The sequence below is a fragment of the Pedobacter sp. PF22-3 genome, assembly GCF_026239555.1.
Taxonomy (GTDB): Bacteria; Bacteroidota; Bacteroidia; order Sphingobacteriales; family Sphingobacteriaceae; genus Pedobacter.
The window spans coordinates 62,970-85,882 of sequence record NZ_JAPIVP010000015.1; the positions used below are offsets into that span (position 1 = coordinate 62,970).

Here is a 22,913-nt window from a genome sequence, read left to right on the forward strand (position 1 = left end):
GTGATAAGATTTAAAACCTTATGCCTTAAACCCTATACCCTACAACCTTTCTAATTCTTAATCAATCGCTGTATTTCATCCAGTTTTAACAAAGCTTCTACAGGTGTTAACGCATTTACATCCAAATTATTGAGTGTATCGCGGATTTTCACCAGGACAGGATCATCAATGGCAAACATTTGTAACTGATAAGCCTGGTTCTGTACTTTTTTAATGCTGTCTTTTATACTTTGCCCTTCAGTACGGTCTATTTCCAGCTTCTTCAAGATTTCGTTGGCCCGACCTATTAGTTTTGTAGGCATACCGGCCATTTTCGCTACATGTATACCAAAACTATGCTCACTTCCACCAGGAACCAGTTTCCTTAAAAAAATCACCTTATTGGTCATTTCTTTTACCGATACATTAAAGTTTTTAATGCGCGGCATGGTGTTGGCGAGTTCATTTAACTCATGGTAGTGCGTAGCAAATAAGGTTTTTGGCCTGGCAGTTGGGTGTTGATGCAAAAACTCAGCAATGGCCCAGGCGATTGAAATACCATCATAGGTACTCGTCCCGCGGCCAATCTCATCGAGTAAGATCAAACTATCGTCCGAAATGTTGTTCAGGATACTGGCTGTTTCATTCATTTCGACCATGAATGTACTTTCTCCCGAAGAAATATTATCTGATGCCCCTACACGGGTGAAAATCTTGTCTACTATACCTACCTCCGCATCTTTCGCCGGCACAAAAGAACCCATTTGTGCCATCAATACAATCAGTGCAGTTTGCCTTAAAATGGCCGACTTACCCGCCATGTTGGGACCGGTAATCATAATAATCTGCTGACTTTCGGTATCAAGATATACATCATTGGTGATGTATTCTGTGCCAACAGGCAACTGTTTTTCAATTACGGGGTGGCGGCCACCTTTAATATCAAGCACTTTATTTTCAGTAACTTTTGGCTTGTTATAATGGTTTTTAGCTGCCAATTGTGCAAAACACAACAAACAATCGAGTTGTGCAATTAAATACGAATCAAGTTGGATGGGTTTAATGTAACTGGCTGTTTCGTACATCAGTTCGTTGTACAAACGGATTTCGATGGCCTGTATTTTTTCTTCCGCACCTAAAATCTGATCTTCGTATTCTTTAAGTTCAGGTGTAATGTAACGCTCGGCATTCACCAACGTTTGTTTACGTATCCAGCCTTCTGGCACTTTATCTTTATGGGTATGGGTAACCTCTAAATAATAGCCAAAAACATTGTTAAAGGCGATTTTTAACGATGGAATGCCCGTTGCCTCTGCTTCACGCTTCTGAATCTGAACAAGATAATCTTTACCGCCAAAAGCAATTTTACGCAAGCGGTCTAAATCTTCATCAATCCCATCGGCAATTACATTGCCTTTAATCAGCAATGCTGGTGGCTCGGCCTGTAATTCCTTTTCAATCCTTTCGCGTATGGCCAAACAAGGATTTAATTGATCAGCAATTTTAATCAGGAAAGGATTTTTAGAATCGGCTGCCAGTTTTTTAACGGCTTCTATATGATAAAGCGCACGTTTTAAAGCAACCAATTCCCTCGGACCAACCCGTTGCAAGCCCACTTTGGAAATCAGGCGTTCTAAATCGCCAATCTGTTTAATGTTATTTAGAAATTCGCCCTGTAATTCTTCATGCATTACAAAATACTCCACCATACCAAGTCGTTCCTGGATTGGCTTTAATTCTTTCAATGGCATAATGATCCACTTCTGCAACAAACGTGCACCCATCGGCGTACAGGTATGATCCAAAATATCAAACAAGGTTACTGCATTGTCATTAGGCGAGTTTACCAGCTCCAGGTTACGGATGGTAAAACGGTCCAACCACATGTAACGGTCTTCCTCAATGCGACCTATCGAGCTGATGTGCTGCAGGTTACGGTGTTCTGTTTCTCCCAAATAGTGCAATATCACACCGGCGGCAACGATTCCGCTCTGTAAACGCTCCACACCAAAACCCTTTAACGAAGAAACTTCAAAATGTTTCATCAGGATTTCGTTTCCAAAATCAGTGGTAAAAGGCCATTCGTCTAAACCAAAAGTGTAGAAACGGTCGCCAAAGTTTTCGGTAAAAACCTGCCTTTTAGATTTCTGAAAAATAACTTCTGTTGGCTTAAAGCCTTGTAAAAGCTTGTCTATGTAATCGCTGTTTCCTTGTGCAATCAGGAACTCACCTGTTGAGATATCTAAAAATGAAACGCCCAATTGTGTTTTATCAAAGAAAACGCAGGCCAGGAAATTGTTCGATTTCTGATTTACAATGTTATCGCCATAAGCTACACCAGGCGTAACCAACTCGGTAACACCGCGTTTTACGATGGTTTTAGTAGTTTTAGGATCTTCAAGCTGATCGCATATGGCAACGCGCTGCCCTGCCCTAACCAGTTTAGATAAATAGTTATCCAAAGAGTGGTGCGGAAAACCAGCCAGTTCTAAAGCACCGCCATTTGGGCCTGTACCTCTTCTGGTTAATACTATGCCTAAAATCTGTGCCGTTTTAATGGCATCTTCGCCAAAGGTTTCATAAAAATCGCCAACCCTAAATAATAAAAGTGCGCCAGGATACTTCGCTTTTATCGCGTTGTATTGCTGCATTAACGGGGTTTCTTTATTTGTGTCTTTAGCCAAAACTGAAATGAATTTACAAAAGCCATAAAGATAACACGAATAAGTATTTTACAACTGTTTTGTTGAAAAGTTAAAAAAAATTGGTTGTTTAATCGGTTAACTGTTTAAATTGGTTAATCGTAGGATATCACAGTTAACCACTATTTGGAAATGAAGGGTTCTGTGCATTTCGGTTGGTGTAGTCCTGTTATCCGCTTTACTTCGTTACACTCGTTAACCCTGCTCCACAAGAATGATGTTACTCCAAAATTAAAGACTACCACAGTTAACCAGTTTACACAGTTATCCAATATTTGGAAATCAAGGGTTCTGTGCATTTGGGATAGTGCAGTCCTGCTTTTTACATGTAGTTCCTCTTTTTTTCGGGAGCTACCGCTTTAATCATGTTAATGAACGAGGGTTGTTTCTGAAATCAAAACTTAAAAGTTAGACTTTTAATAAAATAAATTTTCTTAAATTTATTTTTCGAAGGCTATACATTAATAAATCTGATCAAACTATTCCCTCATTTTTGATATGTTTTACAATAACGCTCTTTGTGATATCTATATTGGAAGCGGAGCTGGCAAAAAGCTCATGAATGATATGAAAGCTGCGAAGCTTTCAGTTAAGATAGTCTCCCCTTTTTTATCACCTTATTTGATTTCAGAGTTGATTTACCTAAAAGACAACAACATTGATATCAAATTAATTACGACAAATAACATAGAAGATTTTTATAGTTATCGTGAAAAAAATATCTATAAACTGATTATTCAAAATAGAAATACGGATGTTCAAAAACAAAAAATTAGAGATAAGTGGGTCAATTTCACAAGCCGTCTTTCTTATGTTGGCTTTAGTTTAATAGCCCTATTAATTGTCTTGGCTTATTATTTCAAGGATGTTAATGTGTTTTTTGGTTTTACGCTTATTATTATCATTTTTTTAATCCAAAGTCTATACAAAACCAAAATAAAAAAACTGCAGATCTACTCATATTACTATACACAGCTATTTCCATTTAAAGTATACATAGCCGACGAAAAAAAATCTTTAATTCACAGTAAAATTTACTTAATAGATGACCAGATAGCATATATGGGTTCATTAAACTTTACCCAGAGTGGTACTCAATTTAATCATGAAACCCGAATCAGAACAACTGATGCAAATGCAATCCGGGAAATATTGAAAGAAATTGACTTGCTTTTTGATCATCCTTACCTACCGGTTGCAGATTTACAGCTTTGGGGGAAACAAATATATAATGAACCGATTAACTAAAATTAACAATTAATTTTAAAACGTTTTGATACAAGTGCTGTTATTCATGTATATATTAACCTAATATTTTTAATTATGACGATCCAACTGAATACCGACAAAAATTTAACCATACACCAGGAATACGAAGAAAAAATCCAAACCCAGTTAAGTGAAGGTTTGAGCAGATACAGCGATTTAATCACGCGTTTAGAAGTTCATCTATCTGATGAAAACGGCAGTAAAGATGGTTTAGACGATAAAAGATGTTTGTTAGAGGCCAGAATAACTGGAAAAGAACCTTTAGCTGTTACCAATATGGGGAACACCTACGATTTGGCCATTACAGGCGCCTTAACCAAGCTGAAAAGCGCGCTGGAAAAAGTGGCTGGAAAAATGAAAAGTCACTAGATTTCTTCATCATGAACGTCATTCCCGCGTAGGCGGGAATCTTAAAGCTTTTAAAATGCATTAAGATTCCCAATCAAGTTGGGAATGACGAATCTATAAATTAAGTTATTTACAACCGCTCAATATATCCCAAAAACAGATTCAAAGCTTTCTTTCTATCATTGGTTACATCAAATTGAAGCTTATGGTATAAATAGTCTTCCAGATCAAAGTTAGGCGATGCTGGTAACTCCATTAATACTTCTTTTCTATGATCTAAACCTAATTTTAAAGCAGCATTAAATTCATCTTTAAATTCCTGTGAAATTTCTTTGTTGGCCACCCAGGCTGCATACATAAATGGCAGACCGGTAAAGTTTTTCCACTCCTCACCCATGTCATAAGCGTAAGCAAAATCTTCTTTTTTACCAAATGTCCTGTCTCCTATTAGAACAAAGGCATCTGTTTTTGCGGTTGGATCAGTAGTAAACTCCACTTCTTTTTTCCAGTAGAATTTCAGTAAAACTTTGGCTAAATTGTTTGATGTACGCGAGTGGGCATCCAGTCTTACCGTTTTAATTTCCTGGGCAGGAACTTCACTAAAAATAAACACAGAATTTACACCTCCATCACTTCCAATACAATAATCGGCCACAATATTGGCATTTGGAACCAGAGGAATGGCTGCAACCGGCATTAAACCGATATCTACCTGACCATTAATCACTTTTGCTGCACAATCTGAAGGAATATCTAAACTTAAATCAATTTTATTTATAATGTCCGAATGTTCTAATCCGTATATAAAAGCTTTAGTGTTGGTATAAGCAACAGCCGATATTTTAATCTTATTCAAGGTGTTATGTTAAATCTTTAATTATCACTCGCCATGGTTCGTGTCCTCACGAACAATTATATAAATCCATTTAGCTTACCATTAGATCTTGAAACAAGTTCAGGATGACGGATACCTTTGGATTATCCAATTACTAAACCGTCTAAATGGACGGCCTCCGCCATGGTTCGTGTCCTCACGAACAATTACTTATTTCGTTTCGTGGAGACACGAACCGAGACCGTTATTATCCTATTACCAAACCGTCTAAATGCACTGCGCTGTTAAATTCAAGCACAGTAAATTTCCCGTCTTCAAAACCCATTTTATAAAGCACGGTATTCTGGTGTGGGAATTCGGTCATTTCACTTAATGGTTTGCCCAATAATAGGCACAGAAAAACACGCATTGCCCTGCCGTGCATACAAAGCAGCACTGTTTTTTCTTCAGGCCTCGTCATTAAAACTTCCATGGGTTGTTTTAAACGTTCATAAACATCCTGAACGCTTTCGCCACCTTCAAAATGAGCGGTATAGTCTCCACTCTCCCAGCTTTGTAACATCTCACGAAAGGCTTCACGGGCATCTTCAGTATTCGGTTTTCCCTCCCAAACACCCCAGGCCAATTCATCTAGTCCTGAAAGCTTTTCCCAAGGTAATTTAGCATCTATAAATTTTTGAACGGTTTGCCAGGTACGCTTTAAATCAGAAGTATAAATCTTATCAAAAGGAATCTCCTTATATTTTTGATAAAAAGCCTCTGCCTGTTCCCTTCCCAAATCATTTAAGTCAGAATTTATGCCCCTGCCCTGTACTATGCCTTGTCTGTTCAATTCCGTTTCGCCGTGGCGTATGATGTATATTTCTTTCATCTAATTAATTATTGAATGAGGGATTTTTGAGTGATTGAATGTTAAATTTAACGCTCTATACCCTTATTCGCTCATTCAGTCATTCTCTAATTCAATCATTAATTCACCACCGGTAATTTATAATATTGTGGCTTCTTTTCTTCCTCGAAAACAACATTTTCGAAATCCGTAACCACATTGTATAAAGTATCCCTTTCTATTGCTTTTCTGCCAACTTGTTTGATCAGGTTAACCAATTCTTTAGTGCTCATTGCAGGCGTTTGCTCCTCAGCTCCTGCCATCGAATAAATTTTGGTGGTATCATCAAGTGTACCATCAATATCATCCACACCGTAATTTAAAGATAACTGAGCCGTTTCGCGACTGATCATTGCCCAATAAGCTTTAATATGATCGAAGTTATCCATATAGATACGGGCAATAGCATAATTTCTTAAATCTTCAATTACCGACGATTCGGGTACATTGCTCATCTGGTTATGCTGATTTCTGAATTTTAACGGAATAAATGTCTGGAAACCACCTGTACGATCCTGCAGTTCGCGGAGCTTTTCCATATGATCTACACGATGCCAGTATTTTTCGATATGGCCGTAAAGCATGGTCGCATTACTGCGCATGCCCAATTTGTGCCATTCTTCGTGTATATCCAGCCATTGCTGACCGGTACATTTATCTTTAGCGATCTGTTCTCTGATTTCCGGATGGAAAATTTCTGCCCCACCACCTGGTATCGATTCCAATCCGGCTTCTTTCATTAAACGCATACCTGTTGCGTAATCGATTTTAGCCTTTTTGAAAATATAGTGGTACTCTACAGGCGTTAATGCTTTAACATGTAAATCCGGACGATGTTGTTTAATAGCGGTAAACAAGGCCGAATAAAATGCCACATCATATTGTGGAAGCACCCCACCTACGATGTGTACCTCTGTTACCGGTTCGCCATCATATTTTTTTACAATATCGAGCATTTGCTCCATCGTTAAAGCCCAGCCTTCTTCTTTTTGTTTAATTAAACGAGAGTAGGAGCAAAATTTGCAGTCATAAACGCAAAGATTGGTAGGTTCTAAGTGAAAGTTTCGGTTGAAATAAGTTTTATCACCATGTTTTTTCTCACGAATGTAATTTGCGAGGACACCCAGGTAACCTAGTTCGGCATGTTCGTAAAGATGCACACCTTCATCAAATGTAATGCGTTCTCCGTGAAGAACTTTGTGTGCTATGTTTTGTAATTCAGTTGATAAATTGGTATCAGCTAATATTTTTTCAACTTGCTCAGTTGTATTCATTCCTGATTTATTTTGAACAAAAATACAATAATGAGGCGATTTGAAAATCATTTTCTTGTAACAAACCGCGATTTAGAACTGCTCTAATTAATAATAACCCAGGATAAGATAGATTTTGATTGTTAACCATATCCTAAGACACTTAACTAAAGCAATACAAGCCACCGAACTACAAAAAGGGATTTCCTAAAATCAATACCCCATAAAAATCTTTAGATTTCGCTATAATATACAAATCTTTCTATTAAGTAATCGTCTTTCCCGCGCAGGCGGGAATCTTAAAGCGACTGCATTACGATTCCCAATCGAGTTGGGAATGACGACATCTCGTAACCTAAACTTTTTTATAAAATAAATCAGACCCAATAATGATAATGCGAAAGAGTAACAAAAAAAGCACCTCTTTTCAGAAGTGCTTTCATTTATGTTTTTTCAAAGGTAGATGAAATTATCTTGCAGCAGGCGTAAATGTTAATACGATATTTGCAGTTTTACCACCAAATTCGATTGGAGATTTCAAAATCATTTGTGTGCTGGAAAGATCGGTTAATACTAAACGGTAACCTTCTGTTACGTTTTTAGCTTTATCACCTTCATAGATTTTCTTAAACTGGAAGGTTTGATCTTTTGGTGCAGCCGACCAGAAAATAGTCTGCATTACCGAACCACAAGCGCTTGATGCTGGTAAAGTATAAGAACCATTACCGCTATTGGTTAAGTTCCATGTACTTCCCTGGAAACATTTGTAAGATTTTTCTCCAAATAATCCTTGAACAGCGCCGTCAGGCAATCCTTCTAAAGCTACGTTACTCACCACCCATTCGCGAACAACTGTACCTCTGCTACCTGTTACGCCTGCAGTTACTCTTTTTGCAGTATTACAACTTTGTAACATTACTAAAGTAGAACATGCTATTGCGATAGCTATAAATAATCTTTTCATTTTTTGTTTAATTAAATTTCGACAAACTTGTTACATAAATCTTGCCAAAACCATTACGAACCTTAAATTAGCGCCAAATTATTAAATTGCTTCCCGATATCATTTCGATCAAAATTAATTATTATGAAACCCGAAACCCTTGCTATTCACGCTTCTAATCTCGTAAAGATCGCTACTGGTGATGTTACACCGCCAATTAATCTATCCACTACTTTTTTTCGTGGCGAAGATGGTGGTTATCCCGGAGGGCACATGTATAGCAGGGTAAGCAATCCAAACCGGTCTGCTTTAGAAAACACTGTAGCCAAATTAGAATATGGCGAAGATGCTGCAGCTTTTTCTTCTGGTAATACCTGCGGATTAGCGATGTTCCAGGCTTTAAAACCTGGTAGCCATATTATTGCACCAGATGACATGTATTGGGGAATTAAAAAACAGCTGCTTACCATTTTTAACGAAAGTTTGGAATTTGATTTTGTTGATCAAACCGATTTAAATCTGATACAATCGAGCATTAAGCCCAATACCAAACTGATCTGGATCGAAACGCCATCAAACCCATTGCTAAAAGTTACGGATATTGAAGAAATTGCCAAAATTGCTAAAGCAAAAAATATCACCCTGGTTTGCGACAGCACCTTTGCCTCTCCAATTTTACAGAATCCGATTTTATTGGGCGCCGATATGGTAATGCACAGCAGTACCAAATATTTAGGTGGCCATAGTGATGTACTCGGTGGGATTTTAATTACGGCCAAAAAAGATGAATTATGGGAGCGCATCAAAAATATCCAGCAAACCGGTGGGGCGGTTCCTGCCCCATTTGATTGTTTTCTGTTAACAAGGAGCATAAAAACCCTGGCCTACCGCATGAAAGGCCATTGCGAAAATGGAAAAAAAGTAGCCGACTATTTAAACGGGCATCCAAATGTTGAAGCTGTATTTTATCCTGGGTTGGAAAGTCACCCACAGCATGAAATTGCAAAAAAACAGATGAAAGATTTTGGCGGAATTATGTCGTTTTTAGTTAAGGGCGATGTTGAAGTTGCTCATAAAGTGGCAAATAAAGTTGAACTATTTGCACAGGCAACCAGTTTAGGTGGTGTAGAGAGTTTGATAGAACACCGTTACTCAGTAGAAGGACCGGATAGCAAAACGCCTAAAAATTTGCTCCGTATCTCTGTTGGATTAGAACATGTGGATGATATTATTGCCGATTTAGCGCAGGCGCTGGGTTAAAATATAAAACCTATGAGGTCTTTAAGACCTTATAGGTTTCTAGTTATTTCGAACCTTTGTTGCTAAACCCGATTGCAGCGATATCCTTTTTGGCTGTCACCCTGAGCGAAGTCGAAGGGTAGCCAAAAAGATAAAGCGTAAAGCGGGACTGCAATCTCCTAAGGACTACAGTACCCTAATTTTCCAAAACTTACTTAGGATTACAAATCGTGCTTAACTTAAGCGAATAATTTGCCTCCAGTGGTTCGTTAGTTTGTGCTAAACGTTGCGAACCTGTATTGGCAGGACAAGCAATATCTCCTGCAGCATCATAAACCAATCTGTTTCCGTTGACTAATAATTCTTTTGGTACATATACCTGTACTTTGGTAACTGAATAACCTGAAGGGAAATAACGTACGTAATAACCATCGGGATGTTTACTCCAGATACCACTTGGCACATCGCTTCTTGGCGGGGCCATACCTGCAATAATTGCATACTTTTCCATGTCGGCATAAGTGTAATTGCCAGAAGCCACTAACTGGCGAATATTGTTTTCTGCCTCAAAAACGGCCCTCACGCCAGCAGGCAACTGGTCTTTAGCTTTTTCCATCACATCAAAAGGTAAAACGCCTAAAGCACCACCTTCTAATTGCGTAAGTTGTTTTGGGGTTAATAGTTTTATTGCCGTAACTTTAACTTGTCCGTTAAAATCGGTAAATTTTGTTTTGGCAATAATGGTCCATAACAACGATTGGATATCATGTTGATCTACTTCGGGATGTTTTTCAGCACTTTTTAGTATAGCAACTACAATTTCCTCTTTCGGACCTAATACAGGAGCAAACATGTAACCATCACCTTTTGATGGTGCAAAAGTTCCGGCTTTTAAGCAATAACTTTTATTGGTCATTTCATAAAGTCCCTCACAAAGCACAAAACCACCTTCTGGATTTTTAGGTAGTAAATACAAAGGTTGAGCTCTTAAATTTAATGATGTAATAAAATCTGGCATTCTTTCTCCTTCCCTGTTTACATCATCAAAACTGGTGGTAATAGCAGCGGGCTGTTTCAAAAACTTGTCTACTCCTAAAGCCTTAGCACCCTGAGCAGTACCGATTTTTAATAATTTGTCTTTTAAACCGCCAAACTGGGCATTTGCACTGCTAAAAGATATTACTGTGAATAGCAAGCCTAAGCTTAGAACTCTTATATTTTTCATCATCATTATTTAGATAGGTAGCACAAACTTAGAATTTTAAGCGTTAATTTTATATGAAAAGTTTTACTTATCAACTGAACCACTAAAATACATTGCTCATTTTCAGTTACTTATTTTAAATTCAAAATTTTATTTTGTAGATTAAAAATAATTTTAGACATTTGAAATATTATTTGGCGGAAAACTAAATAAAAGTCAATCCTCACAGGTTGATTTATAAAGAAGTGGCGAGAGACTGGCTCGGTGACCCACTGGCAACCCTCAGAGAGAGAAGGTGCCAATTCCTGACCGGACAACATGGTGTTATCTGGAGATATAAATTAGAACTGATGCAAACATTAAATCTTCAATCGCTTGGCGAACCTAGGGCAAACCTTAAAAAAGTAGAGCAAACTTCTATTTCTTTGATTTGTGGCCGTATGCTTGCGATTACCTGTATGTGCTGTTGCATGCAGTAATTTAAAAATCTTCCTTTTTTGTTTATCTCAAACTGGAAGGTCCCGGGTAATCGGGATACGCCCTGCCGTTTTAGGATCAACCTAAGCTCCTTACCTCATCATTTAACAATTAAAAACAGAAATTATGTCAACATCATATAAATTTGAAACTTTACAATTACACGCCGGCCAGGAAATAGATCCAACTACAGGTTCAAGAGCGGTGCCAATATATCAAACCACCTCATACGGATTTAATAGCGCTGAGCATGGTGCCAATTTATTTGCTTTAAAAGAGTTTGGCAATATCTACACCAGGATTATGAATCCGACCAATGATGTTTTCGAAAAGCGTATTGCAGCTTTAGAAGGCGGCGTTGCAGCTTTGGCTGTGGCATCAGGTCAGGCTGCTCAATTTATAGCACTAAACAACATTCTAGAAGCTGGAGATAGCATTGTTTCTTCTTCACATATTTATGGTGGAACGTACAATCAGTTTAAAGTAGCTTTTAAACGTTTAGGTATTCACGTAGATTTTGCAAATCCGGATGTACCAGAGGAATTTGAAGCTAAAATTACCGATAAAACCAAAGCCATCTATCTTGAAACCATTGGTAACCCGGCATTTAGTATGCCTGATTTTGAGAAAATTGCGGCCATTGCTAAAAAATATGATCTTCCTTTGGTGGTTGATAATACTTTTGGTGCAGGCGGTTATTTATTTAAACCATTAGAACATGGTGCCAACATTGTGGTAGAATCTGCAACTAAATGGATCGGTGGGCATGGAACAAGCATTGGCGGTGTGATCATCGATGGCGGAAACTATAACTGGGGCAATGGTAAATTCCCTCAATTCTCTGAGCCATCAGCAGGCTATCACGGTTTGGTTTTCAGCGATGTTTTCGGCATCGGCGGACCATTTGGCAACATCCAGTTTATTATCCGCGCACGTGTAGAAGGACTAAGAGATTTAGGACCAGCCCTATCACCTTTCAATTCGTTTCTTTTATTACAGGGATTAGAAACCTTATCACTTCGCGTACAACGCCATGTTGATAATGCCCTTGAACTGGCTACCTGGTTAGAAAATCATCCACTGGTTAAGGAAGTACAATATCCTGGATTAGCAAGTAGCAAATACAATAATCTTGCGAAGAAATATTTAAGTAATGGTTTTGGAGCCGTACTATCTTTCGAATTAAATGGAAGTAAGGAAAACGCCACGCAGGTGATCGATAATTTAAAATTGGTTTCGCACCTCGCAAATGTGGGCGATGCCAAAACATTGATTATACAACCATCGGCAACAACCCACCAACAATTGAGCGAAGAAGAACAATTGGCTGCAGGTGTAAAACCAAACGCCTTAAGGGTTTCAGTCGGTATCGAACATATTGATGATATTAAGGCCGATTTTGAGCAGGCTTTTGCAGCCATTAACGCACAAGTTTCTACTGAGAATTTATTAGCGTAAGCCCGTTTATTTTTCCGAATACAGCAAAACAATGAGTACAGCATCAATATATAAATACAATAAACAGTTCAAACTAGAAAGCGGAAAAAAAATCCGTAACCTACAAATTGCTTATCAAACTTATGGCAAATTAAATGCCGCTAAAGATAATGTAATTTGGGTTTGCCACGCACTTACTGCCAATGCTGATGTTTTTGAATGGTGGGAAGGCTTATTCGGTCAAAATGCGTTATTCAATCCAGAAGAGCATTACATCGTTTGTGCCAATGTTTTGGGCTCGCATTACGGTAGCACCAATCCATTAAGCACCAATCCGGTAACGGGCTTGCCTTATTACCTCTCATTTCCGCAGTTTACCATCCGCGATTTGGTATCAGCACACCAGTTATTGGCCGCGCATTTAGATATTGATTATATCAAATTATTAATCGGTGGTTCTTTAGGTGGACAACAAGCTGTAGAATGGAGCATTTCGGAACCTAATAAAATTGAAAACCTGATTTTAATCGCAACAAATGCAGCGCATTCTCCTTGGGGTATTGCTTTTAACGAAAGTCAGCGTTTAGCCATTACAACCGACAGAACTTTTTATGCCAACCAACCGAACGGTGGTAGCAAAGGTTTAAAAACAGCGCGTAGCATTGCACTATTAAGTTATAGGACCTACAATGCCTATGGCAGTACACAGGTAGAAAGCGTAAACGATAAGACAGACAATTTCAGGTCGTCTTCTTACCAGAATTATCAGGGCGAAAAACTGATTAACCGCTTTAATGCTTATAGCTATTATTATTTAACCAAAGCCATGGATAGCCATAATGTGGGCCGTAACCGTAAAAGTATTGGCGATGCGTTAAAATTAATTAAGGCGAATACCTTGGTTATCGGAATAGAAAACGATGTATTATTTCCGCTTTCAGAGCAGAAATATCTGGCCGACCATATCCCTGGCGCCGAATTTAGCGCTTTGCATTCGGATTATGGACATGATGGTTTTTTAATCGAAACCAATGCTTTGACCAACGTAATCGGAAACTTTATGAAAGAAAGCCGGAATAAAAAAATCATCAAATTACAGCATACTGCTTAAATAGGTAGAAGGTTAGGGTTTAGGGTGAAAAATAAAAAGAATAGCTAATATCTGTACTATCAAATTCAACAAAAAATAATATAAAATAAATACAGTTAATCGGTGTAATCTGTTTATCTGTGTAATCAAGTCTAAAATAATGAGTAAGAATTTAAAAATCGGTTTATTTGGTTTCGGAGTTGTAGGACAAGGTTTATTGGATATCATCCAAAGCCAAAACCTGAACCTGGAGATCATTAAAATCGCGATAAAAGACCCAAGAAAAAAGCGTACCCTTAATAAGGATCTTTTCACTACTGATCGAAACGAGATATTGAACAATACGGAGATTAATACGATTGTAGAATTGATTAATGATGCCGATGCTGCGTACGAAATTGTAACTACCGCATTAAAAAATGGTAAAAATGTAGTTTCTGCCAATAAAAAAATGATCGCCACACACTTAAAAGAGCTGGTAGATTTGCAACAAAAACATGGCACATCTTTATTATACGAAGGAGCAGTTTGCGGTAGTATTCCAATTATTCGCAATTTAGAAGAATATTACGATAATGAATTATTCCATGCTTTGAGCGGAATTTTTAATGGCTCATCAAATTATATTCTATCGAAGATATTTAACGAGAGTCAGAGTTACGATTCGGCATTAAAAGAAGCGCAGGATTTAGGTTTTGCAGAAACCGATCCGATTTTAGACGTGGGTGGATACGACCCTAAATATAAACTGGCCATCGCTACTGCACATGCCTATGGTTTATTTGTAAATCCTGATGCCATTTTAAACATCGGGATACAAAACCTATCCAACAATGATATTAAATATGCGCGTGAGAAAAACTTCAAAATTAAGCTGGTTCCTACAGCACGCAAAGTAAACACAAAAGATATTGTGACATATGTTCTTCCTAAGTTGGTAGCGAAAGATGATTTTCTTTACAACGTAGAAAACGAATACAATGCTGTTGCTGTTCAGGCGGCTTTTGCCGATAAACAGTTCTTCTACGGTAAAGGTGCTGGTGGCCATCCTACTGGTGCAGCTGTACTATCTGATATTGCAGCTTTACGTTACGATTACCGTTATGAATACAAAAAATACCATTCAGAAAACGGTGTAAAACATACAGAAGAAATTCTTTTAGAAGTTTACCTGCGTTATGCAGATGAAGATTTGATTACGCTATTGGAATTCGATAACATTAGCGAGCGTTATGCGGCCAGCAGTTATAAGTATGTGGTTGGTACGGTTAAGTTAAAAAGTTTAATTAAAAACCGCGACTTACTATTGGATGAATCTGTTTTTGTGGCCTATACCGGCAGACAGATATACAAACAGGAGCAACTGAGTGAAAATGTTTTTGCCGCAGAACTGGCAAGCCTGTAATTTATTTTTAAGGTTAATTTTTTTATTTGTTTTGTTGTTAAGTACAAAGGCCGGAGCGAGTCCGGCCTTTTGCGTTTATTTAAAATTGTCTAAAATGCGTTGCCTGTCTTCATTTTCTTTATCGTTTTTATGATAAAGCTCGATAAAAACGATCTTTTTTTCTTCTTCGAAATAAGCATAAATTAATCTCAAGCCAGAGTTTACCCCTCGACCTTTTAAACTATCGCAAGTAATTTTTTTAATTTTAATTACACATGTGGAAATCCCTAAATTATCAATACGAAAACTAAAAGGATTGCGCTCATTAGGTTTTACCCTTAAAATTATCTTTACATCCTCCAAATCGGATTGCAAACTACGATATCGCTTAAAAAGCTTTTTAAAATCCTTATTAAACTCTTCTATAGATTCAAAAAGCATAATTAATTATTTTCTTCTTCATCATAAACCCGAACAGAATAAGGTAGTTCTCTATAGAAAGCTAAATTATAACTAATATCCTTACCTTCCTCTGTAACTTCCCAGGGTAAATCTTTATGCGAATAATCGCTTATAGCGGTAGCAGACCAATCGCTCATTTGTTCAATCACTTTATCTATAACATCTTTCTCGCTGGCTTTAAGTTCGGTTAAGTCAGCCTTTTCAAGTGGCAGGTAACGCTTTTGCGGATAACCTTTAAATACTGTTTTTATCCTTTGAAGCTGATTGGCATCTATCATTTGGTTGATGATGGCATCTAATTTTTGAGGAACAGGGCCATAAGGAAGTTTTTTGTACTTCGCCCCTGTTAAATGCTCTTCGTACAACTCGTAATAATTAAAATCAGAAAAATAAAGGAGTTTATACAGTACGGTTTCACCAACATTTGGTTTGCCGGCACAACGCTCTAAAATATAAAGTAAAATATTTTTAAACTTATTTACATTTAAGGTTGGAACAGAAATACGTTCTGAGATAACCTCATCTTGTGATGTGCCAGATGGCTGTAAACTTTGATTGACCAGAAAATCTTTGGTCATAAAATCATCCAGTGAAAAACCTAACACTATCGATAGTTTTTGCATTTCACTTAGGCTCACGCCTCGATTTCCCAACTCTATTTGGGTTAAAGATGACCTTGAAATCGCAATATTTTTGGCTAAATCTTGTTGGGAGAAGCCTTTTTTTGAGCGTAAGTTAGCTATTCTTTCTCCAATTTCTTTTTTCGACAATTCGTATCCCATAACTCAAACATACGACATGTTTTAAAATAAAACAACACAATGATTTATTTTAAAACAAATATTGTATTTTGATAGGGATGCACATAGAAGAAATACCTATTGTTTTATTTTGATGTATTTTTCGATTATTACGCGGTCTACCCCAGCCTTTTCCACCTTCTCCACACCTTTCTGAATCAAAGTATCATTATGGATGGTGAGTTTGAAATTAAAATGCTTGTCTTCCCAATTTTTGTCTTTATAATATTCAAGGTGCTCAGTGTAATCGTCGCCATTTAAAACGAAGGTTCCTCCTCCTGCATCAAAACCAGCGCTATCTTTCTGATCAAGGCTATGTTTCAAAAAAGCAAAATGCGTGTTATTAAACAGTTTGATCATTTTTACCTTCCCGGAATAAGCAGTGGTTTGGCTGTTTCCATTTTCGATTGTTGTAGCCGATAACAACTGCCAGGTACCCTGAATATTTAGCGCTAAATCTTTTTTGTTCCTATCTTTATTCGCACAGGAAAATAAGAAAAGCACTACTAATAGCATCAAGATATTTCTCATAAATCAGATTATTTGGTAATTGAGTCGTTTAAATATTATCCTCTTCCAGCCATTTTGATCAGTTTATGAGCCAGGTCTTTGCCTAAATAACGATCTATAATTGCATGTACGATATATAAAATTGGAGTCATTAGAATGGCAACAATAAATTTATAAGTATAATTAACCAAGCCAATTGCCGCGACCATTTTCCAGCTATAGTGGTATTGTGGGTTTAAATAAAATGCGATGAAAATCACCACAAAACTATCAATCAGCTGAGAAACCAACGTAGAGCCTGTTGCACGTAACCATAAAGCACGTTCACCAGTAATTTTTTTAATACGGTGGAAAATGAGCACGTCTGCCATCTGCCCGATAATAAAAGCCGTGATGGAACCTGCGATAATCCACATACCCTGCCCAAAAATCCCGGCAAAAGCATTGTTCATATTGAGGTCTTCCCCATTTATATTTTGGTGTACCCAAAAATCTGCTGCACTTAAATGCATCGACCCCCAAACGACCAAAAAAGCAAAAGCGATTAAAATGGAGGTAAGGATAGATAGAAAACGAACCTGTTTTACACCAAAATATTCGTTTATAATATCTGTCATGATGAAAATAATGGGCCAGGTTAATACCCCGGCAGACATTACAAAAGACAGATTTGGAACACCAAGCAAATTTATATCGAACTTTTTAAAACCCAACGTTTCTTCAACACTGAACAATTTAACCCCAATAAATTCTGATAATATAGCGTTTGCTACAAAAAAGCTACCCAGAACGAGTAGTAAACGGCTTTCTTTTGTCTTAAAAGTCATAGAGTATAAATCTATAAATAAATAGCAGATTTAGCATAGTGATCTTCATCTTTTTAACATAGATAATACAAAGAATTTGGCGGAACCTTTTTTCAGCCTATTGATTAAAATATGATTTTTACAATCATTCGACCATAAAAATAGGTTAGCAACTTAAATCTCCCAATCTTTGCGCCATCAAATCCGGTAATCTTCATGGCTAAAAAACAACATTTCTATCTTATACTCATTTTAGGTTCATTAGCTGCTCTCGGTCCTTTTTCAATCGACATGTATCTGCCTGGCTTTGTTGATATTGCAAAGGATTTAAAAAGTAACGAATCTACAGTAGCACTCTCTTTATCCAGCTTTTTTATCGGAATTTCTGCTGGTCAGTTATTGTACGGTCCGCTGTTGGATAAGTTTGGACGGAAAAAACCACTATACTTTGGGCTGACACTTTATATTTTCGCTTCATTTTTATGTTTGGCGGTAACCGATGTAAACCAATTGATTGTTCTGCGTTTTGTACAGGCTATCGGAAGTTGTGCTACTGCAGTAGCCTCAGTTGCTATGGTAAGAGACCTGTTTTCAGTTGAAGATAGCCCGAAGGTATTTGCCTCTTTAATGTTGGTGATCGCCGTCTCGCCCATGCTGGCCCCAACTGCTGGTGGTTATTTAATTTCGGCCCTGGGCTGGAAATATGTGTTCGTATTTTTAGGATTAATGGCTGTTTTAATGCTCCTGGCTTCAATATTTAAATTACCGGAGAGTTATAAACCAGATCCGAATTACTCTTTAAAACCAAAGCCGATTTTAACCAATTTCTTTACCGTTTTAAAAGAACCACAATTTTACACTTATGCTTTAATCAGTTCAATCACGTTTTCAGGCTTATTTGCCTATGTATCTTCTTCTCCAACTGTATTTATGAAAATATACGAAGTAAGTAAGACTGGTTATGGATGGATTTTCGCCTTGTTATCGGTAGCCTTTATTGGGTCGAGCCAGGTAAATAGCTTAATACTACGATGGTTTTCCAGCAAAAAAATTGTTACCTACGCACTTATTGCACAATGTATTTTCAGTTTAATGTTTTTGATTTTTGCTTTAAACAACTGGTTGAATTTATATGCTACCATAGGTTTCATCGCATTGTTCCTGGCTTGTTTAGGCCTAATTAATCCTAATGCGGCCGCCTTGTCGCTCGCACCATTCTCTAAAAATGCAGGCAGTGCATCGGCTTTAATGGGAGCTTTGCAGATGGGTTTAGGTGCCCTGGCTTCGGTAATGGTGAGTTTATTTAGCGAACACTCGGTGGTACCGATGCCTTTGGTTATGACAGCCGCTGCGTTTATCGCGCTGTGTTGTTTGCTAATCGGCAGGAGGTTTATCACCACTGAAGTGGAGGCATCAGCTGACGCTGCCGTTGCAGCGCATTGATATTTACGCTCAAAGACACCAAGGCTATCATAAATACAGAATTTTCATACGGAAGGCTAATTTATTGGATAAAAATCATCTCGGGGCGTCATTTCGACCGAATCGAGAAATCTTTTAAATTCATCTTTTTGCTTCAAAGATCTCTCCATTCTGTTGCACTCCAGTCGAGATGACGATCTTTCTATTGGAATCACAAATATCCTACAGTCTCACCGTCTCTTTGTGGTAAAACTACGGTACAAATAACTTATAAATCAGATAACAAATAACCGTTCCGGCAGCTGCGATAATCAATCCGCTCAATCGTTTCTTTTTGATAAAACAGATTAAGATTATTCCTGAAATAGATACCAATGTCATCAGCACTGCCGAAATATCGATAATCCACGACCAGGCCTTACCAGAATCTCGTCCTTTATGTAAATCATTAATTACGGCTACAGCACCGAATCGCGTTATGGTTAACTCATATTTTCCCGTTTCTCGGTCTATAAAAGAATCGGCCAGGTAACCCGGTCCGTTAAAGGTTAAGCTCAGTTCCCTGTCATCCATTCTAAAATCGCTCAATGCGCCTTTAACCTGATGTTTACTTCTAAAAAATTCAACAATTTGCAGCTTATTGACCTTATTGGTATCAGGTTGGTTTACCCATTTTAGATTTACCGATCCTGAATCTTTAGTAACCATTTCCTTACCAGCAGTAAACCAGTCTGCATGATTTAAGGTCAGGCCCGATACGGCAAAAAATAGCAGAATGGTAAAACTCACCATCGACAAATAAATGTGCAACCAACGGGATAAACCTGCTAAACGCTTTTTAGCCTTGCCTCTCCCGCTATCTTTTTGTACCTGCTTTTTTCCCATTCCACCAGGTGCAGCGGTGATCTTATTTTTTTGCGGTTCCGATTTTTCTGTAGTCAAGAGATGCTGATGTTAGTTCTGTATTTGGTGTTAATTCTATTTTTTTTGCTGAGCCGGTAAATTTCATTTCTTGCGCAATCACCTGATAAGTTCCATGCTCTCGGGCAACTTCGATAAAAACAGTATAAACACCGGCTTTAACCAGTTTGCCACTATCGTCTTTTCCATCCCATGATAAGCTATATTTACCAGGGCCACGTGTTGCAGAACTCGTTGAGCTCAGTTTTCCTGCTGCTCCTTTTTTAAATTCATCGCCATTGGCTCGGTTCCATGATTTTAAATCTGGCAACCAACGTGGTTTGTTGTACCAAATAGCCAGATTACGCACAGGGGTTTTAGCTGCATCTTCAACCCATACGGCTACAAACGGCCTACGGACACGTTTACCATCAGTAGATTCTATATTGGCAATTTCTAAATTGACCACCAGCTCATATTTAGTATTCCAAAGTTTATCCGCTTTGCTTGCCTTACCCAAAATGGTAACTGGTTTATTTAAAGCGATTTCGTAATTGTTCCATGTTTTGCTTCTGATTTCTTTGCCGTCTTTGGTAATCAGTAAATATGCAATGTCATTTCTCATCGCGGTTAGCGCTTCAATTTCGGCGATAGAAAGTATGTTGAAAGATGTCGCTAGTGCTCCTGCTTCACTGGCATCAGGACCAATAACCGTTGCGCTGATGATTGCTGAAGCAGGATTTCCGGTACGTGGATCAACGATATGAGAGTACCATTTTCCATTTACGTTAAAACCCCTGCGGTAATTGCCACTCGTTGCGACCGCCATGTTAGACACCTTAATTGTGGTTAGTGCAGCATCGTTTTCAGCATCAGCTTTAGGGTTTGCTATTTCTATAGTTTCTGGCTGGTTTCCCTTAATTACCATATCGCCACCAATATTTACCACCACGTTTTCAATACCCGGGCTTTGAGCAGCTTTTTCAGCAGCTTTGTTAATGATATAACTTTTAGCAAAAGAATTTAATGCTAATGCCGCATCATCCAAACGGGTAACCGTTTTATCCTGCTCGTTTAAGATATAATGTTTTTGTTTAACCAAATTAACTGCTTGTTGTAGCGATTCAGCAGATGGCAAACGATTTTCGGCGGCTGCTTTTTTCCATAACTCACCTATCACTTTGGCTGAAGCATCAAGCGCACCGTGGGTTAACACCTTATAATTTTCAAACTGTTTTAAGACCTCAAATAATTCAGGCGAAACTTTCGTTGTTTGTTTACCATTGTTCATCCATTTACTGAACTCGCTGGTCGTTTTATAGGCGCTTAAAATGTCATCCAGTCTATCTATTTCTTTTAATGCGCGGGCTTCCGCCAAATCTGCATCGGCCTGACTGCTGGTTTTAAATTTTAATTCCAATGATGTGCCCAATACGTTTTCGTAGTTGGAAGCGAATGTTCTTAAAGCTTTTTTGGGACTTATAAATGCTGATGTACTAATTACCAGTAAAAAAGCAGTGGTTAAGTGTTTAAACTTCATAATTAATGGATGGGTTGAGATTTCATTGCAAAGAAAAAGGTTTATCTGGAATAATTTTAAATAAGAAGAAATATATTTGAAATAATACAAAATTAAAGGGTTAAAATTTGCCAAGACCTGTTGTTTATTCCTTTGCTATTGAATATAATTTTTGGTGATTGACTAATACTTTTAAAAAAATCCAACGGCTACAGTTACAATTATTTAGCCAGGGTTATTACATAGGTTTTTAAGTCTTAAGCTTTTTTTTCCTATTTTCGCTTACAAGATGCTTCATATACAATCTAAACTTCCCGGAATAAATACCACCATTTTTTCGGTGATGAGTAAACTTGCCACTGAACATAATGCCATTAATCTTTCTCAGGGATTTCCTGACTATGCCTGTGATCCAAAACTAATAGAATTGGTAAATAAAGCCATGAAAGATGGTTTTAATCAATATGCGCCAATGCCTGGTTCTACTTTTTTAAAAGAAACCATTGCAGAGAAAGTTGAAAAACTTTATGACATCAAGTATAATCCTGAGACAGAAATTACGGTTACAGCAGGCGGAACACAGGCAATTTTTACCGCACTGGCGGCCATTATTAATGCTGGTGATGAGGTCATCATTTTTGAGCCGGCTTATGATAGCTATGCGCCTACTGTTAAACTGCTGGGCGGCCTGGTTAAAACTTACGAACTTGCCCCTCCAAATTATGCAATTGACTGGGATATGGTTAAGAAGTTGTTTACAGTAAAAACCAGAATGATCATCTTAAATACGCCACAAAACCCAACCGGTAGTATTTTATCATCAGATGATATGAAATCGCTCATTAAACTCATTAGCGGCACCGATATTGTGATTTTAAGTGACGAAGTTTATGAACACCTCATCTATGATGGGCAAAAACACCAGAGTGTAATGTGCTATCCTGAATTGAGGCAAAGAAGTTTCGTTGTGGCCTCTTTTGGTAAGCTTTTGCATGCTACGGGCTGGAAACTGGGTTATTGCCTGGCGCCGGAGGATTTAACCAAAGAATTTAGGAAGGTACACCAATTTAATGTTTTCAGCGTTAATAGTCCCATGCAGCAGGCCATTGCCGAATACATTAAAGAACCAAAAAATTACACCGAAATTAGCAGTTTCTTTCAGCAGAAAAGGGATTATTTTAGAAATCTCCTGGCTGAAAGCCGTTTTAAACTTCTGCCTTGCAATGGTTCGTATTTTCAATGTGCAAGTTATAGCGATATCAGCGACGAAAAAGATACCGATTTTAGCATCAGGTTGATCAAAGAATTTGGAGTGGCCACCATTCCGGTTTCTGCATTTTACCAAAAAGCAACTGATTATAAAATTATCAGGTTTTGTTTTGCTAAAGAAAATGCCACGCTCGCCTTAGCTGCAGAAAAACTTAAAAATGTTTAACCAGACTAAA

At 37.8% G+C, this 22,913-nt stretch carries 20 protein-coding genes and 1 riboswitch; of the genes, 8 read left to right on the forward strand and 12 right to left on the reverse strand.

Going from position 1 to position 22,913, the window contains the following annotated elements:
- Positions 1-50 precede the first annotated feature (50 nt).
- Positions 51-2,663 carry a DNA mismatch repair protein MutS gene (gene mutS, locus OQX63_RS17790; RefSeq protein ID WP_416276541.1) on the reverse strand — a complete coding sequence of 871 codons (2,613 nt, stop codon included), beginning with the start codon at positions 2,661-2,663 and terminating at the stop codon, positions 51-53.
- A gap of 516 nt (positions 2,664-3,179) precedes the next feature.
- On the opposite strand from mutS, the gene OQX63_RS17795 reads away from it, so the two are divergent.
- Together OQX63_RS17795 and OQX63_RS17800 are read left to right on the forward strand one after the other, a co-directional pair.
- Entirely contained in the window at positions 3,180-3,929 is a 750-nt protein-coding gene (locus OQX63_RS17795; protein WP_265852172.1) for a phospholipase D-like domain-containing protein, read from the forward strand.
- A gap of 75 nt (positions 3,930-4,004) precedes the next feature.
- On the forward strand, positions 4,005-4,319 hold the full coding sequence (locus tag OQX63_RS17800; protein WP_265852173.1) for an HPF/RaiA family ribosome-associated protein: 315 nt from the start codon (positions 4,005-4,007) through the stop codon (positions 4,317-4,319).
- A 109-nt stretch (positions 4,320-4,428) separates the two neighbouring features.
- On the opposite strand, the gene OQX63_RS17805 is transcribed toward OQX63_RS17800, so the two are convergent.
- The 4 genes from OQX63_RS17805 to OQX63_RS17820 form a co-directional block, all read right to left on the reverse strand.
- Positions 4,429-5,154: a menaquinone biosynthetic enzyme MqnA/MqnD family protein gene (locus tag OQX63_RS17805; protein WP_265852174.1), complete on the reverse strand. Its 726-nt coding sequence runs from the start codon at positions 5,152-5,154 to the stop codon at positions 4,429-4,431.
- Positions 5,155-5,380: 226 nt separating this feature from the next.
- Positions 5,381-6,004, reverse strand: coding sequence for a histidine phosphatase family protein (locus OQX63_RS17810; RefSeq protein WP_265852175.1), 624 nt, complete (start codon positions 6,002-6,004; stop codon positions 5,381-5,383).
- A gap of 98 nt (positions 6,005-6,102) precedes the next feature.
- The gene (mqnE, locus tag OQX63_RS17815) at positions 6,103-7,296 is read right to left on the reverse strand and encodes an aminofutalosine synthase MqnE (protein ID WP_265852176.1); all 1,194 of its coding nucleotides are present in this window, start codon (positions 7,294-7,296) and stop codon (positions 6,103-6,105) included.
- A gap of 448 nt (positions 7,297-7,744) precedes the next feature.
- Positions 7,745-8,239 (reverse strand): hypothetical protein, encoded by a 495-nt coding sequence (locus OQX63_RS17820; protein WP_265852177.1) that lies wholly within the window; start codon positions 8,237-8,239, stop codon positions 7,745-7,747.
- A 123-nt stretch (positions 8,240-8,362) separates the two neighbouring features.
- On the opposite strand from OQX63_RS17820, the gene OQX63_RS17825 reads away from it, so the two are divergent.
- Positions 8,363-9,478 (forward strand): trans-sulfuration enzyme family protein, encoded by a 1,116-nt coding sequence (locus OQX63_RS17825; protein ID WP_265852178.1) that lies wholly within the window; start codon positions 8,363-8,365, stop codon positions 9,476-9,478.
- A gap of 190 nt (positions 9,479-9,668) precedes the next feature.
- Here OQX63_RS17825 and OQX63_RS17830 read toward each other — a convergent pair whose 3' ends face one another.
- Complete coding sequence (locus OQX63_RS17830) at positions 9,669-10,682, reverse strand: hypothetical protein (protein ID WP_265852179.1); 1,014 nt, start codon at positions 10,680-10,682, stop codon at positions 9,669-9,671.
- Positions 10,683-10,893: 211 nt separating this feature from the next.
- Positions 10,894-11,004: riboswitch (SAM riboswitch) on the forward strand.
- A gap of 260 nt (positions 11,005-11,264) precedes the next feature.
- Between OQX63_RS17830 and OQX63_RS17835 the strand changes: the two genes are divergently transcribed.
- The 3 genes from OQX63_RS17835 to OQX63_RS17845 all read left to right on the forward strand — a co-directional run bounded on the left by OQX63_RS17835 (position 11,265) and on the right by OQX63_RS17845 (position 15,070).
- Positions 11,265-12,596, forward strand: a complete 1,332-nt coding sequence (locus OQX63_RS17835; protein ID WP_265852180.1) for an O-acetylhomoserine aminocarboxypropyltransferase/cysteine synthase family protein — start codon at positions 11,265-11,267, stop codon at positions 12,594-12,596.
- A 31-nt stretch (positions 12,597-12,627) separates the two neighbouring features.
- Positions 12,628-13,686, forward strand: a complete 1,059-nt coding sequence (locus OQX63_RS17840) for a homoserine O-acetyltransferase family protein (protein WP_265852181.1) — start codon at positions 12,628-12,630, stop codon at positions 13,684-13,686.
- 139 nt (positions 13,687-13,825) lie between these two features.
- A complete protein-coding gene (locus OQX63_RS17845; RefSeq protein ID WP_265852182.1) occupies positions 13,826-15,070 on the forward strand; it encodes a homoserine dehydrogenase in 1,245 nt (414 codons plus the stop codon).
- 75 nt (positions 15,071-15,145) lie between these two features.
- Here the strand turns inward: OQX63_RS17845 and OQX63_RS17850 are convergent, their stop codons facing one another.
- The 4 genes from OQX63_RS17850 to OQX63_RS17865 form a co-directional block, all read right to left on the reverse strand.
- Complete coding sequence (locus OQX63_RS17850; RefSeq protein WP_265852183.1) at positions 15,146-15,490, reverse strand: hypothetical protein; 345 nt, start codon at positions 15,488-15,490, stop codon at positions 15,146-15,148.
- Between the two features lie 2 nt (positions 15,491-15,492).
- Entirely contained in the window at positions 15,493-16,293 is an 801-nt protein-coding gene (locus OQX63_RS17855; RefSeq protein WP_265852184.1) for a type II toxin-antitoxin system antitoxin SocA domain-containing protein, read from the reverse strand.
- 96 nt (positions 16,294-16,389) lie between these two features.
- The gene (locus tag OQX63_RS17860) at positions 16,390-16,842 is read right to left on the reverse strand and encodes a hypothetical protein (RefSeq protein ID WP_265852185.1); all 453 of its coding nucleotides are present in this window, start codon (positions 16,840-16,842) and stop codon (positions 16,390-16,392) included.
- Between the two features lie 35 nt (positions 16,843-16,877).
- Positions 16,878-17,648, reverse strand: a complete 771-nt coding sequence (locus OQX63_RS17865; protein WP_265852186.1) for a queuosine precursor transporter — start codon at positions 17,646-17,648, stop codon at positions 16,878-16,880.
- A 195-nt stretch (positions 17,649-17,843) separates the two neighbouring features.
- Here OQX63_RS17865 and OQX63_RS17870 point away from each other — a divergent pair, with 195 nt between their 5' ends.
- Positions 17,844-19,070, forward strand: coding sequence for a multidrug effflux MFS transporter (locus OQX63_RS17870; protein ID WP_265852187.1), 1,227 nt, complete (start codon positions 17,844-17,846; stop codon positions 19,068-19,070).
- 231 nt (positions 19,071-19,301) lie between these two features.
- Here OQX63_RS17870 and OQX63_RS17875 read toward each other — a convergent pair whose 3' ends face one another.
- Together OQX63_RS17875 and OQX63_RS17880 are read right to left on the reverse strand one after the other, a co-directional pair.
- Entirely contained in the window at positions 19,302-19,991 is a 690-nt protein-coding gene (locus OQX63_RS17875; RefSeq protein WP_265852188.1) for a PepSY-associated TM helix domain-containing protein, read from the reverse strand.
- Entirely contained in the window at positions 19,957-21,489 is a 1,533-nt protein-coding gene (locus OQX63_RS17880) for a DUF2271 domain-containing protein (protein ID WP_265852189.1), read from the reverse strand. The genes OQX63_RS17875 and OQX63_RS17880 overlap by 35 nt, the downstream gene beginning before the upstream one ends.
- A gap of 268 nt (positions 21,490-21,757) precedes the next feature.
- Between OQX63_RS17880 and OQX63_RS17885 the strand changes: the two genes are divergently transcribed.
- Entirely contained in the window at positions 21,758-22,903 is a 1,146-nt protein-coding gene (locus OQX63_RS17885; protein WP_265852190.1) for a methionine aminotransferase, read from the forward strand.
- The last annotated feature ends 10 nt before the right edge of the window (positions 22,904-22,913 follow it).

Excerpts from the sequence above, each read along its gene's own strand:
- OQX63_RS17795 (WP_265852172.1), top strand. The coding sequence starts at position 3,180 with ATGTTTTACAATAACGCTCTTTGTGATATCTATATTGGAAGCGGAGCT.
- OQX63_RS17800 (WP_265852173.1), top strand. The coding sequence starts at position 4,005 with ATGACGATCCAACTGAATACCGACAAAAATTTAACCATACACCAGGAA.
- OQX63_RS17810 (WP_265852175.1), bottom strand. The coding sequence starts at position 6,004 with ATGAAAGAAATATACATCATACGCCACGGCGAAACGGAATTGAACAGA.
- mqnE (WP_265852176.1), bottom strand. The coding sequence starts at position 7,296 with ATGAATACAACTGAGCAAGTTGAAAAAATATTAGCTGATACCAATTTA.
- OQX63_RS17820 (WP_265852177.1), bottom strand. The coding sequence starts at position 8,239 with ATGAAAAGATTATTTATAGCTATCGCAATAGCATGTTCTACTTTAGTA.
- OQX63_RS17825 (WP_265852178.1), top strand. The coding sequence starts at position 8,363 with ATGAAACCCGAAACCCTTGCTATTCACGCTTCTAATCTCGTAAAGATC.
- OQX63_RS17830 (WP_265852179.1), bottom strand. The coding sequence starts at position 10,682 with ATGAAAAATATAAGAGTTCTAAGCTTAGGCTTGCTATTCACAGTAATA.
- OQX63_RS17835 (WP_265852180.1), top strand. The coding sequence starts at position 11,265 with ATGTCAACATCATATAAATTTGAAACTTTACAATTACACGCCGGCCAG.
- OQX63_RS17840 (WP_265852181.1), top strand. The coding sequence starts at position 12,628 with ATGAGTACAGCATCAATATATAAATACAATAAACAGTTCAAACTAGAA.
- OQX63_RS17845 (WP_265852182.1), top strand. The coding sequence starts at position 13,826 with ATGAGTAAGAATTTAAAAATCGGTTTATTTGGTTTCGGAGTTGTAGGA.
- OQX63_RS17850 (WP_265852183.1), bottom strand. The coding sequence starts at position 15,490 with ATGCTTTTTGAATCTATAGAAGAGTTTAATAAGGATTTTAAAAAGCTT.
- OQX63_RS17855 (WP_265852184.1), bottom strand. The coding sequence starts at position 16,293 with ATGGGATACGAATTGTCGAAAAAAGAAATTGGAGAAAGAATAGCTAAC.
- OQX63_RS17860 (WP_265852185.1), bottom strand. The coding sequence starts at position 16,842 with ATGAGAAATATCTTGATGCTATTAGTAGTGCTTTTCTTATTTTCCTGT.
- OQX63_RS17865 (WP_265852186.1), bottom strand. The coding sequence starts at position 17,648 with ATGACTTTTAAGACAAAAGAAAGCCGTTTACTACTCGTTCTGGGTAGC.
- OQX63_RS17870 (WP_265852187.1), top strand. The coding sequence starts at position 17,844 with ATGGCTAAAAAACAACATTTCTATCTTATACTCATTTTAGGTTCATTA.
- OQX63_RS17880 (WP_265852189.1), bottom strand. The coding sequence starts at position 21,489 with ATGAAGTTTAAACACTTAACCACTGCTTTTTTACTGGTAATTAGTACA.
- OQX63_RS17885 (WP_265852190.1), top strand. The coding sequence starts at position 21,758 with ATGCTTCATATACAATCTAAACTTCCCGGAATAAATACCACCATTTTT.